This window comes from Bacillus cereus group sp. MYBK79-1 (assembly GCF_051915365.1).
GTDB lineage: Bacteria > Bacillota > Bacilli > Bacillales > Bacillaceae_G > Bacillus_A.
Map to the genome: position 1 here is coordinate 194217 of NZ_JBQAEO010000001.1, position 16340 is coordinate 210556.

The window sequence follows — 16340 nt, forward strand, 5'->3', positions numbered from 1 at the left end:
TATAAGTGTAACCCCGTCTTAAATGAAGAACGGGGTTATTATTTTTGGAAGTGATCTCAGCATTTTCATTTAGAAGGAAATAAATTAGCAATGAAATCCGAAAATGTAATCAGCATTACACACTATATCTTTAAGTTATAATGATTTCCGGAAATGAGTTATATGTCCATAATTTTGACAGTACATATACATCTACCGTTGGTTTAGCGCTCTTCACACGTTAGAGGAAGAAGTAAATACTATTCTGCTAGGGGGGATATGCATTTTATTCTCTATATTTTCACAGCAGAACCACCTCCAAAATTATCTTTTGTAGTTGAATTTTTCCGAATAATAAGTTACATTTTTAAAGTTCAAGCAACTTTATGAAAGTACAAAAAGGGGAGAAATATTGTTATTATGCAAAAAATGAAATGGAAGAACTATGTATGCTATTTTATTATTCTTATGCTTCTTGTAACAGCAGTAACAGCCAAACCAAATATCTCTATGGCTGAGGAATCTGAAGTTAATATTACATTGTTAGGTACTGCAGATATTCATGGTAGATTTATGCCTTGGGATTATGCACTTGATGGAGCAAATATGAGTGGAAGTTTGACGCAGCTTTATACGGTTATAAAGAAGGTCCGTCAAGAAAATCCAAATACCATATTAGTAGATGCCGGGGATACAATTCAAGGAAACTCAGTAGAATTATTCAACGATAAGCCACAATCGCCAATGATGGTAGCGATGAATATAATGGGATATGACGCCTGGGCATTTGGAAATCATGAATTCAACTTTGGATTAGATACATTGAAAAAAGTTAGTGAGCAATATAAAGGAAAAACGTTAGCAGGTAATATTTATAAGGAAAATGGAGAGCGCTTTCTTCCTGCATATACAATTGTAGAAAAAGGTGGAATTAAAGTCGGGATTATTGGTATGAATACCCCAATGATTAGTGACTTTGAAAAAGGAACCGATCATTTAGATGGTCTAGTGGTGAAAAATCCGGTAGAAGAGACAAAAAAGGCAATTAAAGAATTAGAAGGTAAAGTAGATGTAATGGTAGGAGTTATGCATATGGGACTAGAAAATGAGAATGGTATCCCTGGTACTGGTGTTCAAGATATTGCAAATGCTTGTCCGGAACTAAGTGCTATTTTTGCGGCTCATATGCATAAACTTGTAAAAAAAGAAGTTGTAAATGGCGTAATTATTACAGAACCAGATAAATATGGAACACATATTTCACGTATTGACCTTACTTTTACAAAGCAAGATGGAAAGTTGGTTTTAAAAGATAAAACTGCTACCGCTATACCTGTAAAAAATGCTGATGGAACAATGATATTATCTGATCCTACACTTGAGGAAACACTAACACCTTTTCATGAGTATGCGAGAGGAGATGCAAATGTTGTAGTCGCTCAATTAAAGGGTAGAAATCTTGTTCCTGAAAATAAAATAAAGGGTATTCCAAGTGTTCAGATTCAAGAAACACCTTTATCGGATTTCTTTCATGAAGTCATGCTCTACTACAGCAAAGCAGATGTAGTAGCCCATCAAATTGATAACGATAATGCTCGTTTGGATGTAGGTCCTATTAAGAAAAAAGATATTGCATATAATTATCAATATGCTTTGGGTGAAATTACGGTATATAAGGTAACTGGGAAAGACTTAAAAGACTATATGGAATGGGCGGCAGGGTACTTTAACTCATCTCGTGCCGGAGATGTAACAGTTAGCTTTGATAAAACCCGTCGTGCTTCTAAATACAGTACGAATGATTTCTTTGGAGGCGTAAAATATGAAATTGACTTAACAAAACCATATGGAAGTAGAATTACAAATTTACGTTCTATTCGTACAAATAAACCAATCAAACCGAACGATGTTATGACGCTAGGAATGAATGCATATAGAATGGAGGCTCTTCAGGCAAAAGGGGGAGCTTTAGAGGGGCGTAAGTTTGAACAAATTTGGTCATCTAAACAAGAGAATGCATTCGGGGAAACTGGTGGAACCATTCGTAACCTTGCTATTACATATTTAAAAGAGGTAAAGAACGGTGTTTACACACCAAAAGTTATGCAAAATTGGAAAATTACTGGCGTGAATACACATTCTTCAGAGCATAAGGCTGTAGTGGATCTTGTAAATAAAGGGATTTTAGAAATTCCAAAAACTGAAGATGGGAAATATACAAATATAGCATCTATAAATACTAAAGATTCAATTACAAAAGAAGAGATTGTAGCACTCTCACAAAAAGCAAATATTAATCCAAATCAGTTTAAGCATATAAAAACGAAAGGTGAATTTTACAAAAAACTTAGTAGGATTACTAAAAAAATATAAATTATAAGGTTTCTTATAGTAATTGTTATTTTAATAACATTAAACCCACTCTTAAAATAGTAAAGAGTGGGTTTTTATGTTGTTATTTAGATGTAAGTGTACTTTTATTAGAATGAATATAGATAATTAATAATTAACCAATTGGATGAGCGCCTAAAAGGACTCTTTTTTTATTCAAATTAATGTACATATGTGTTCCGTTCATTATTTATAATATTGACCACAATTTATGTAATTTTGCATAATGTTACATAAATTGTGTATTTTCTCTTTTTTCCGACAGTAATAGACAGTATACTTTGTACAAGCTTTCTATTTCAAAAATTATACGAGGTGAAATAATGAAAAACAAAAAGACATTAACTAAGGTAGCATTAACAACAGGATTAGCTTTAACAGCTGTGGCACCATATGGGGTAGGTCATGCAGAGGAAACAGATCAGCTACAAGTTCAAATTCAGGAGGAATCGTTCCGTTCGGGTGAACTTACACAACCGTCACAAAAGGCACCAGAAAATGTAGTAAAGGATGCACTTAAGGAGAAAACAGAGCAAGCTCTATCCCAAAAACAAGTCAATGGAGAAGCAGGAGTAGATTATAAAGTCCTTCAAAAACGTGGTTCGTATGATGGAACTACACTTGTACGTATGCAGCAAACATACGAAGGAAAAGAAGTATATGGCCATCAATTAACTGCACATGTAGATAATAATGGTGTTATTAAAAGTGTTTCAGGTGATAGCGCGCAAAATTTAAAACAAGAAGAATTGAAAAAACCTATTAATCTATCAAAAGATGAAGCAAGACAATTTATTTATACGAAGTACGGGAACGATATCAAGTTTATTACTGAGCCAGAAGTTAAAGAGGTTATTTTTGTTGATGAAAATAATGGACAAGCTAAAAATGCATACCAAGTTACCTTTGAAGCTGCAACACCAAACTATGTTTCTGGTACTTATTTAGTAAATGCACAAAATGGTGATATGTTAAAAAATATGGTACAAGAATCTAACTTAAAGGCCAGTGACAAACTAGTTGGAGCTTTAAAGAAAAGTAAACAAAGCAGTCTTACATCATTAACCGGAACAGGAAAAGATGATTTAGGTATTTCTCGTTCATTTGGTATCTCTAAACAAAGTAATGGCAAATATGCTCTTGCTGATTATACAAGAGGGCAAGGAATTGAAACATATGATGTGAATTACAGAGATATTACTAAAGAAGAAAGCTATTATCCTGGTACATTAGCGACTAGTACTTCGGCAACATTTAACGATCCAAAAGCGGTAAGTGCTCATTACTTAGCAACAAAAGTATTTGATTTTTATAAAGATAAATACAAGCGTAATAGCTTTGATAATAAGGGACAAAAGGTAGTTTCAGTTGTACACGCTTGGGATTCTGAAGAGACGAATGATCCGAAGAATTGGCAGAATGCATTAAGTGCTAATAATGGAAGTATGCTTGTATATGGTGATCCTATTGTTAAAGCATATGACGTAGCTGGACATGAATTTACACATGCTGTTACTTCTAGCGAATCTAATCTTGAATATTACGGTGAATCTGGTGCGATTAATGAGGCGCTATCTGATATTATGGGAACATCTATTGAGAAATACGTAAATAATGGAAGCTTTAACTGGACGATGGGAGAACAAACTGGATCTGTTTTCCGTGATATGGAAAATCCGGCTTCTGTTCCATCTTCACTTGGAGTACCTTATCCAGATGATTACAGTGAATTTAATGATTTTAATGGATGGGATCAAGGTGGGGTTCATTTTAATTCAAGCATTATTAATAAAGTTGCGTATCTCATTGCAAAAGGTGGAACTCATAACGGAGTAACTGTTAAAGGGATTGGTGAAGATAAAATGTTTGATATCTTCTATTATGCAAATACAGATGAGTTAAACATGACTTCTAATTTCAAAGAATTACGATCAGCATGTATTCGAGTGGCAACGAATAAATATGGAGCAAATACAGCTGAAGTTCAAGCAGTTCAAAAGGCATTTGATGCAGCAAAAATTAAGTAAGTTAGAAATATAGTTATCATTCATATATTATTACATTATGAAAAACAGCTACTGTCATTTTAAAGATAGTAGCTGTTTTTTATGCAGCAATGTATGAGTGAAAATAAACTTACTAAGCGATAATAAAGCTGTCTATCTTCAATAAGTTGCGATAAATATATAAGTATTAAATTTAAAAACTGAAAATTAATAATATATTGACCTCTTGGTGGTAAGTGCTATAGAATGAAAGCGATAACAAACGATTGCTTTAAAATGATTTCCCTGACCTTTTAGCATTTACAAATATATGAGGGCATACACAAATCTATTTTTTTAACTATTAATGCAAACGTTTTCGTATTAAAAGGTCATTGAAATACATACGTGAAAATAGCCAATATGGAGGTGAATTAAAAGAGATTTCTAGATTAATTTAAGTAGTGTTATTCAGTGTAAGCATAATAAATCGCTAGTAATATTTGAAGAAAGGGTGTATGTGGTGCAAATTACAAAAAGATTAATTAACAAATCAGTTTTATTACTTACTATAATCGTTATGTTATCATCTGTTTTCTCGTTTCCAAGTGTAAAGGCAGTTTCAAATTCGAAAACAACTGAAGTTATCATTCATTACAAAGAGCAGTCTGGAAATACAAAAGACTGGAACCTTTGGGTTTGGGGAGAAAACGCAAATGGTAAATCATATGAATTTACTGGTGAAGATGAATTTGGAAAGTACGCTAAGATGAATATAGATGGTGACTATAATCGTGTAGGATTTATCATTCGTACAAATGAGTGGGAAAAAGATGGTGGCGATCGTTGGATTGAAAATATAAAGGACGGTCGTGCTGAAGTATGGATTCTTTCGGGTGATGAAAAAGTATATAACTCTAAGCCTTCTTCGGATCTATCAATTCAAAAAGCAACTATTGATAGTTTCAATGAAATTACTGTAACGACTAATGTCCCGTTTAATATTAAGGAACGAAATATTGAAATTGAAGGCATTAAAATTAAGAATATTAGTCCTTATGATATAAACAATGGAAATGTTACTAATAAAGTTAAAATAATTACGGAGCAGAAAATTGATTTAAAACAGACATACAAAGTTAAAATTGAAAACGTAGCTGATACGAATACTGAAATCGGTAAAGTCATTCGTAGTGAGGAATTTGATAATTTATTTTATTATGCTGGTAACGATTTAGGTAATATATATACGCCGCAACATACGAGGTTCCGTGTATGGGCTCCTACTGCAAGTGAAGCAAAGTTAGTTACATATAAAAAATGGAGCGATAAAATAGGTACTGAAATAAACATGCAACAAGGTGAAAAGGGAACTTGGGCAGCAGAACTTAAAGGGAACCAAAAAGGTCTCTTTTATACGTATAAGGTGAAAATTGGTGATAAATGGACTGAGGCCGTTGATCCGTATGTGCGTGCTGCTTCTGTAAATGGAGATAAAGGTGCGGTTGTTGATTTGGAAGAAACAAATCCGAAAAAATGGAAAGCAAACAAAAAGCCAAAATTTAAAAATCCGGAAGATGCTATTATTTACGAATTGCATGTACGTGATCTTTCTATTCAGCCCGAAAGTGGCATTAAACAGAAAGGGAAATATTTAGGTGTAACAGAAAAAGGAACAAGAGGGCCTGAAGGTGTGAAAACAGGACTTGATCATATGAAAGATCTTGGTGTAACACACGTTCAGCTTTTACCAATATTTGATTATGCTTCAGTAAATGAAGAGAACTTAAACGAACCACAATATAACTGGGGATATGATCCGAAAAATTTCAATGTTCCAGAGGGATCCTATTCTACAAATCCATATGAGCCAACTGTTCGAATAACTGAATTAAAGCAAATGATTCAAACACTGCATGATAATAATCTTCGCGTTGTGATGGATGTAGTATATAACCATATGTATAATGCTGCTGAATCTAATTTTCATAAGTTAGTTCCAGGTTATTATTATCGTTACAATGAAGACGGAACATTTGCAAATGGAACCGGTGTAGGAAATGATACTGCTTCAGAACGAAAAATGATGAGGAAATTTATGGTCGATTCTGTAGCATACTGGGCAAAAGAATACAATTTAGACGGATTCCGTTTTGATTTAATGGGTATTCATGATTATGAAACGATGAATGAAATACGTAAAGCTGTTAATCGAATTGATCCTTCTATTATACTGCATGGAGAAGGCTGGGATTTAAATACACCTCTTGCAGCTGATTTGAAAGCAAATCAAAAAAATGCAGAGAAAATGAAAGGGATTGCACATTTTAACGATAATATACGTGATGGATTGAAAGGTAGCGTATTTGAGGAAAAAGAAAATGGATTTGTAAATGGAAAGGAAAATATGGAAGACCGTATTAAAAAAGGTATTATGGCAGGCATTGACTACGATACAAATTCGTCGACTTATCAAGACCCGGAGCAGGTGCTAACTTATGTGGAAGCGCATGATAATCATACATTATGGGATAAACTTGAGTTGACTAATCCAGGTGACAGTGAAGAAGTGCGAAAACAAATGCATAAATTATCTTCTTCGATTTTATTAACATCACAAGGCATTCCATTCTTACATGCAGGACAAGAGTTTATGCGTACGAAATATGGTGATCATAACAGTTACAAATCTCCAGATTCAATTAACCAGATGGACTGGTTGCGCCGTGCATCGTTTAATAATGAAGTAGATTATATGAAGGGCTTAATAGAATTACGCAAAAAGTACTCAGCTTTTCGAATGACATCTGTAGAGCAAATAAAAACACATGTATCATTTATTGATGCCCCGAAAAACACTGTAGCTTATACAATAGAGGGGAATAAAAATGAATACTTTACGGTGGCTCACAATGCAAATAGAGAAGCGGTTGAAATAACACTTCCATCGAAAGGTCCTTGGAAAGTACTAGTAGACGGGAAGCAGGCGGGAAGTAAACCACTTTATGTTGTCCATGACAATAAAATTAAAGTTCCTGCATTAAGTTCATTAGTTTTAAAATCAGAAAAACCGATTAAATAAAAGCGAAGAATATGGAAATAAATACTGAATTGAGCAAATTTAATAAGGATTGCAAATGAAAAAAAAGTGAAGTAAAGGTTATTCTCGCTCCACTTTTAAAGTTAATGCAATATAATTTCACATACTGTAATTATATTAAAATTCAATAAAAAAATAAGCAATAAGTTATCGCTATTATAACAGTAGGGGAGAAGTGATCTTTGCATTTATTGATAAAATTATCTGAAATCCATTCGTAATTTATATAATTTTTATTATATATTTGAACATATAACAAGCTAGATGTTCAAGTTGTATTAATTCCTACAAATCGTTTAAAAATAACAAAGGCGTAAAAAATATATGGAATCAAAATAGAGAAAAGACACCTTGAAGGGTGTCTTTTCTCTATTTTGAATATGATATGTAATTAACTCACTTGTATGTAATAGTATGTTATATTTTTACACTAAATTCTTAAGAAAAATTTAAAACTCTTTTCTTAATCTATTTGTAATAAATCGCATTATAAAATTTTATTACTATAATAAGTAAAACTTTCTCAATATTATTTGATTTAATAACTATATTCAACTGCTCTCCAATCCATTACAATAATTTCACATTGGAAATAAATGAATATTACCAATGTTTTAAATGGTTTATACCTTATAGGAATACTGTGGGAAAGGATGTGAAATGTCTAATAAAAAATCATTTTTTATGATGAAATAAAAAAAATAATGAGAAAAATGTTATTTCATTATCCCAAAATTCCTTTGAAGTACATGTTATAACCACCATGAGAGAAATGATGATTTTTTGTAGTTTGGAAAAGCGTATTGTAAAAATAAGTTAAACATTTATGGAGGAGTACATGAGCGAGCAAATTTATTATTGGTCTCCTATTAAGCATTGGAAGACGCTGCATAATGAAGTTTTGATAGGGGAAATGAGATTCACAGGTATTCTGTCTGAGTGGTTTCCTGATTTTTATTTTATGGCTCAAAAAGGTGTGAAAATTAGTGAACTAATAGAGCGCTTTTCGTTAGGAAATGTAGAAGAGACACAAAAAACCATAGAGCTTATGATAAAAAATCGTGTGTTAGTAAGTAACATATTACACCCAAGAGAAGTATTTTCTTCACAAGAAAAAATTTTTCCAAATCCATATAGCGACCAAATTCGCTTTTCTAAAGAAGAGTTAGATAAGTATATTAGTGAACAATTAAATCGCACGCACGTTACTGCACGGTCAACCGAAATTCAACTTGAAACAACAGATGAGCTACCCACTATAATCAAGAAACGTAGGTCTTGTCGTCAATTTGATATGGAAAAACATATTAGTTTTTCGGAATTTTCCCAATTCACATCAACTCTAAAACAGGTTAGGGAAGAAAAAATATACTATCATTACGCAAGTGCAGGCGGGCTCTATCCCATTGATATCTTTGTTTATGTAAAACCAAAACGTATAGAGGGTATGAAAGCTGGGTTTTATTATTATAACCCATCAAAAAATAGTCTTGTGATTGTAAACAACATTGATCAAGTAATCAAAAGTGATCATGAGTTAATTAATCAGGATTTATTTACTCAATCTGCCTTCTCAGTTTATTTGGTTTATAATGCGAACGCTTCCATCCCAAAATACGGTTCAGATGGATATTTATTTGCTTGTATTGAGTCAGGCATTATCACTGCTACCTTAAATATGGTTGCTGAGACATTAAATTTAGGGGTTTGTTCAGTTGGTCATATGAAATTTGAAGAGATTCAGCAATTTTTATGTTTGGATAACCATCAAGTGTTTCTTCATGGGCTTGAAGTTGGTTTGAAAATTAACGAGTAGAAGAAATGAATATTAGGGGGATAAAGATAAAAATGCATATTAAAGATCGAAGTTCGATTCATGAAAATAAAGAAGTAGAAGCGTTCTGGAAGGAGCAATTATCTTCCGAGGTTCTCGATTTTTCTGTATTTAATAGCGATTACCAACTAAATAAAGAAACACCTTGTGAGTACGTTCAAGTCATAGTGAATGTAGAGCTTAGTAAAAGTATACAAAAAGTAAGTAAGTCTCAAGATTTATTATTATTTAGCTGGTTTCAAGCCGCTTTAAGGGTTTGTTTGGCACATTATACAGATCAAGAAAGAATTACTATTGGTATTCCTATAATTGAAAAGAATCTTGAACAAAGTGAGAATCTTAATAAATTGATTCCTTTAGGAAGTGAAATCCATCCGCATCACACCTTTAAACAATTAGTAAATGAGATTGAACAAACGACTTTATTCGGGTATGAAAATCAGGAGTATCCGCTCTCTGAATTATTAGTTAAACACAATTTAACTCCTTTTCAAATTGTTATCGGGATGGAAGGATTACATAATGAAAATTCGCTAGAAGAATACGCAGAGAATAATTTAGCCCTATGGATACGAAGAAAATGGAATGAAATACATAATGAATTTGAAATTCAAATTTCTTGTAAGTCCCATTCATTCTCTTCTTTGCAACAGTTTGTAAATTCGTATTGTTATGTTTTAAAACAAGTTTCACAAAACCCGAATTTGGCATTGAAAGATATTTGTATTATTGCAGAAGAAGAAAAAGAGTTGTTAGAAGGATTGAATACTTTTCAAACGGGCATAGACTTGTTTCAATCATTTCAAGATTTGTTTGAAGCGCAAGTATTAAAAACTCCAGATCAAATTGCTGTTGTTTGTAATGATCAATCTTTGACATATAGAGAATTGAATAAGAAAGCGAATCAATTGGCTTCTATTCTTCAAAGTAAAGGTGTTTCAAAAGAAAGTATTATTGGCGTTATGGTAGATCGGTCATTAGAAATGATTATTGGTATGATGGGGATTTTAAAAGCAGGAGCAGCGTATTTACCAATCGACCCTAACTACCCAACTGAACGAATTGAATATATGTTACAAGATAGTCAAGCAAAATGTTTACTTAGTAAGCGAACAGGGGAAGTATTGCCACAATTTACGGGTGAAGTACTGTATCTTGATAAAGAATATCTTTTCCAAGGTGAAGAAAGTAATTTATTACGAGAACATAATCCTAATGATTTGGCTTACGTTATTTACACATCAGGATCGACAGGAAATCCAAAAGGGGTATTGATAGAACAAAAATCTCTAGTTCATTTTTTAAATGTAATGAGAGAAAAAGTAAAGGATAATCAATCATTCTTGTTTCTTGCTAGTGCATCTTTTGATATTTCCTTGTTAGAAATATGTCTTCCTTTAACGCAAGGTTCAAAAGTAATAATTGCTACAGAGGACCAGTTTGCAACAAAAGAATTGGCTCATTTGGTCAAAAAACATAAGGTGGATTTATGGGAATCAACGCCATCGCGAATGGAAGTGATTTTGAGTGATCCAGAAGGGGCAAATTTTCTAAAAGATTTAAAATCTATTTTATTAGCAGGAGAAGCATTTTCCATTGATTTGGTTGAAAAAATTCGTTGTATCAGTGAAGCGACAATTTTAAATATTTATGGTCCCACAGAAACAACCATTTGCGCAACAGTAAAAGACTTGAGCACTTCCAAGGAAGTTACGATTGGCAAACCTAATCCGAATTATCATTCCTATATATTGAATAAGTATGGCCAATTAAAACCATTTGGAATTCCCGGTGAACTCTGCATTGCTGGCGTAGCGGTAGCACGAGGGTATCTTGGTAAAAATAAACTGACAGATGAAAAGTTTGTACCGAGCCCTTTTACGGCAGGAGAAATGATGTATCATACAGGGGATCTCGTTCGTTGGTTGCCTAATGGAGAACTTGAATATTTAGGTCGAATGGATCATCAAGTAAAAATTCGGGGGTATCGGATTGAATTAAGAGAAATCGAAACTCAATTAAGGGGATACCCAGAAGTAAATCAAGCTATCGTTGTTGATCAAGTGTATGGAAATAGGAAATTATTAGCTGCTTACTATGTATCGGATAACAAGGTGTCTTTTGGTGAAATCAGAAAATATTTAAGTGATAAATTACCTGAGTTTATGATTCCTGAAAAAATGATTCAGGTAGAAGAGCTTCCATTGAATCCAAATGGAAAAGTGGATAGAAAAAGGTTATTGGATATAACACAAACGAATTATGTATCAATTCCATACGTTGCCCCGCGCAATGAAATTGAACAAAAATTAGTGCGTGCATGGGAAAAAGTTATGGAGATTGAGGGAATCGGTATTCATGATAATTTTTTTGCATTAAAAGGAGAATCCATTAAAGCACTTCAGGTAATTAATTTATTAAGAAAAGACTGCTTAAAAATAAGTACAACAGATTTTTTTAAGCACCCTACAATCGCTCAACTGAGTTCTTGTGTAAAGTTAGAGCATAAAGAGGAAAATTTTGAAAGTAGACCAACTCATGTTAAAGATTTGTCTAAGCCATTTTCCTTAACAGAAGTTCAGACAGCGTATATGTTAGGACGGAATTCACAGTTTGAATTAAGTGGTATTTCACCTCAAACATATTTTGAATATGAAACAGTATTGGATATCAATCGTCTTTCAAAAAGTTTTCAAAAGGTAATTCATCGTCATCCAATGTTGCGAGCTGTAATCTTACCAGAGGGAAAACAGCAAATATTACAAAGCGTTCCTGATTACGAGATTGAAATAGTGAGTCTCATAGATTTAGATAATAGGAATCAAAATGCTCGCTTACAAGAAGAGCGTTCTCGAATGACTAACCATGTATTCCCTTTGGGGCAATGGCCATTGTTTGAATTAAAAGCCTTTCTTTTAAAAGAAGACACGTATTTATTATGTTTTCGATACGATGCTTTATTAATGGACGGAGCAAGCATGAACATTGTTGGACAGGATTTGTTGCATTATTATTATAAACCAAATCAAAAATTAGAATCTCTATCTTTTGATTTTCAAGATTACATGTTTATCTATGATGAAATGGAACAAAGCGAAGAATATAAAACAGCAAAAGATTATTGGACAAGTAAGCTTCCTGACTTTCCGTTTGCACCTTCTTTGCTGTTAAAAAAGGATCCAGCAGAAATTGCTACTCCTAAATTCCAATCACTTACTAAGATCCTGGACAATGAAAAATGGACAAAGCTACGAAAGTTAGCACAAGAGAAAGAGGTAACTCCTTCCGCTCTACTTTGTACAATATATGGTGATGTGTTGGCATATTGGAGTAATCAACGTAAATTGGCAATTAATTTGACTGTATTTAACCGTTATCCTGTTCATGATGAAGTAGAGCAGATTGTGGGAGATTTCACATCGCTTATTTTGTTGGATGTTGATGTAAAACCAGAGCAAACTTTCTTTACTAGAGTAAAAGAAACGCAATCTACTTTATTAGATGGTCTTGAACATCGTCATTACGATGGAGTTAACTTTATTCGAGATTTTACTCGATATCACCAAATGACGCCAAAAGCAGTTATGCCAATCGTTTTCACCTCGATGTTAGCAGGTGCAGGTGCTTTCTCTTGGGAACAACTTGGTTCTCTTCGCTATATTCATGCTCGAACTCCACAAGTGTATTTGGATAATGTAGTAATTGAAAAAAATGGAGAGTTATTAATTAGCTGGAACTATGTTGAAGAGTTGTTTGATGTTGATGTGATAGAAGCAATGTTTTCCCAATTTGTTGACTTATTAGAACAATTGGTGAAACAAAGCGATGTAACATCTTTGCAGATGAAAGAATCGGATCAAACTTTAATTGAGCAATACAATGAAACAACAGAAAAAATACCTTCAACTACTCTGTATCAATTATTTACAGACCAAGTAAAACGTACACCAGATGAAGTAGCAGTGGTATTTGAACAAGAATGGTTAACATACTCGGAACTTCATAAACGCTCCAATCAAATTGCCCACTTCTTAAAAGAGCAAGGCATTGGTCTAGGTGACAAAGTGGGTCTGTTAGCAAAAAGGCGAGTTGACACAATTGTTAATATGCTAGGTATTTTAAAAGCAGGTGCCGCTTATGTTCCGATTGATCCCGATCATCCTTTAGATCGTCAAACATATATTTTAAAAAATAGCTCATGCAAACTTTTATTAGAACCTAGTCTTTATGAAGAAAATCATTTGTCATTTTATACAACAGAAGATATGCCCGCTATTGCTGATCCAGAAGATATTGCCTATATTATATACACTTCAGGAAGTACAGGGAAACCAAAAGGAGTAATTATTACTCACCAAGCGGTTACAAATACTATTCAAGACATAAATCAAAAATATGAGGTAAATGAAGATGATCGTATTATTGGTATCTCTTCCATGTGTTTTGACCTATCTGTATACGATATTTTCGGAACTTTAAGCACAGGTGCAATGTTGGTAATGATTCGTGATCCAAGAAACATGCAAGAATTAATCCGTACCGTCGAGCGTAGAGGGATTACAATTTGGAATACAGTGCCTGCAATCATGGATTTGGCATTGGATCAAGTAGGTTCTCATTTTGAACATTCTTCTTTGCGTTTAGTTTTACATAGTGGGGATTGGATTCCACTTTCTTTACCAGAAAAAATAAAACGACATTTTCCGATTGCAGAAGTAGTTTCACTAGGAGGAGCAACAGAAGCATCGATTTGGTCAATTTATTATCCGGTCAAACAGGTGGAATCACATTGGAATAGTATTCCATACGGGATGCCCTTGGCAAATCAAACGTATTATGTGTTGAACTATGAAAAGAAAATGTGCCCTGTTGGTGTAATTGGGGATTTATATATCGGGGGAGTGGGCCTTGCTAAAGGATATTTAAATGATGAAAAGAAAACAAATGAAGCGTTTGTGTCACATCCTGATTTTGGTCTTATATACAAAACAGGAGATTGTGGAAAAATGCATTCTGAGGGATATATTGAATTTTTAGGCCGCCAAGATTACCAAGTGAAAATTCAAGGATATCGAGTAGAGTTAGAAGAAATCTCTCATTGTCTTCTAACTTATAAACAAGTCGAACATGCTGTCGTAATTGATCAAACAGATGAGAACGGAATAAAATTTTTAGTTGCATATGTGGTAACTGAGCAAAATATTAGTACAACAGAACTACGAAAGCATTTGCGAGATCACTTGCCAGATTACATGATTCCTTCTTATTTTGTTTATTTGGACCAATTACCCCTGACTCCAAACGGGAAATTAGATAGAAAAGCGCTCCCTACTCCAGAGAAACAAAAAAATGAAGTATTTATTGCTCCAAAAACTGAAATGGAAAAAATATTAACTAGTATTTGGCAAGAAGTACTCAAAATAGATCAAGTTGGAGTAAATGATCATTTCTTCGCCTTAGGTGGAGATTCGATAAAAGCGATTCAAGTGTCCGTCAGACTGTATCGACAAGGATTTGAGCTTGAACCAAAAAATCTATTTTCATTTCCTATATTAAGGGACATGGTTCAATTTGTTAAAAAGCTAGACCATTTTTCAAGTTCACAAACAAATGATGTAAACATAATGAACGATAATAAAGCTACATTACTAAATGTTAAAGATAAAAAACTTAATCAACATACACTTACCAAAATACAAGAAAAAATGCCGGATATAAAAATAGAACGTATTTACCCGTTAGCACCTTTCCAAGAAGTTATTTATGAACATGCTACGAATGAACCTGATACAAATGCATATTTTGAACAAACAATTTGGGCACTTGAGGGGGAGCTGGATATTAAACTCTTTATTCAGTGTTTCCAACAATTAGTTGATCGTCATGCTTCTTTAAGAACAATAATTGTGCAAGATGAACAAGCACAACCTTGGCAAGCTGTTCTATATGATGTTCAAATAATTTCAGAGATAAAAAACTTGATTGAGATGACGAAACAAGAACAGCAAGAATTCCTAAAACAGTGGATGAATGAAAATTTAAGTCGAGGATTCAAAAATGATGAACTTATGACACGTCTCTGTATATTCCAACTAGGTAATAACGAGCATAAGATAGTTTGGAGTTCCCATCATCTATTATGTGATGGTTGGAGCGTCAGCATTTTGATAGACGAATTATTCCAGCTCTATGAAACAATAAATGCGGGCACTACGGCGGGGTTACCTATGGTAAAACCTTTTGAGACATTCATAGATTGGACTGTAGCACAAGATCATGAGAAAGCACGTCATTTTTGGCGGGATTATTTATCAGGATACAATCGAAAAATTAGTATTCCTAAAAAGAAAGTACCAACTCAAAGTGAAGAATTAAACTTCACATTTATGGACTTAACATTAGATAAGGATTTGACTAGTCAGTTACAGACGTTTGTAACTAAAAATAATATAACTATGAATACGGCATTACTAGCTGTATGGGGAATATTGCTTGGCAAATACAATGGAACGAGAGAAGTAGTATTACCTAATCTCGTATCAATCAGACCTCCTGAAGTAGAAGGAATTGAAAATATGTTCGGTCTGTTCACAAATGTTTTGCCTATCCGACTAGCATGGACAGAAACGCAATCTTTTGTGGACCTCCTGCAAAAAGCACAGCTAGAAACATTGAAATGTAATGAGTATGCATACTATTCATTTGTTGATATACAAAAGCAAAGTGAATTAAAAGCTGAGTTGACTGACCATCTTTGGGTTTTTGAAAACTATCCAACTAATCCAGCAATCTTTTCTTCAAATGAAAACAGACATTTTGCCATCACAGATTACGAAGTTGTTGATGAGCCGCATGTAAAGTATGGAATTATGTGCTTCCCTGAAGAAAAACTTACAATAAAGTTTGGATATGATCAAACCGTATATGAAGCGGAGAAAATACAGGAAATATTAAATCACATCCATCGGTTAATCAACATGATTCTTCAAAATCCAATACAGGCAATCGGTGATTACAAATTATAAAAAGTGAAAAGGCGAGCAAGAACTCG

At 33.5% G+C, this 16340-nt stretch carries 5 protein-coding genes; all 5 read left to right on the forward strand.

Translation table 11 applies throughout. From position 1 onward, the window contains the following. The first annotated feature begins 399 nt into the window (after nt 1–399). The 5 genes from ACTFOB_RS01125 (at nt 400) to ACTFOB_RS01145 (ending at nt 16314) form a co-directional block, all read left to right on the forward strand. A complete protein-coding gene (locus ACTFOB_RS01125) occupies nt 400–2352 on the forward strand; it encodes a bifunctional metallophosphatase/5'-nucleotidase (RefSeq protein ID WP_440024013.1) in 1953 nt (650 codons plus the stop codon). Nucleotides 2353–2693: 341 nt separating this feature from the next. Next, nucleotides 2694–4397 (forward strand): M4 family metallopeptidase, encoded by a 1704-nt coding sequence (locus tag ACTFOB_RS01130; protein ID WP_440024015.1) that lies wholly within the window; start codon nt 2694–2696, stop codon nt 4395–4397. 481 nt (nt 4398–4878) lie between these two features. Beyond that, complete coding sequence (gene pulA / locus ACTFOB_RS01135) at nt 4879–7437, forward strand: type I pullulanase (RefSeq protein ID WP_440024772.1); 2559 nt, start codon at nt 4879–4881, stop codon at nt 7435–7437. Nucleotides 7438–8293: 856 nt separating this feature from the next. Continuing rightward, on the forward strand, nt 8294–9271 hold the full coding sequence (locus tag ACTFOB_RS01140) for a SagB/ThcOx family dehydrogenase (protein WP_440024017.1): 978 nt from the start codon (nt 8294–8296) through the stop codon (nt 9269–9271). A gap of 32 nt (nt 9272–9303) precedes the next feature. Continuing rightward, complete coding sequence (locus ACTFOB_RS01145) at nt 9304–16314, forward strand: amino acid adenylation domain-containing protein (protein ID WP_440024018.1); 7011 nt, start codon at nt 9304–9306, stop codon at nt 16312–16314. Nucleotides 16315–16340: the final 26 nt, after the last annotated feature.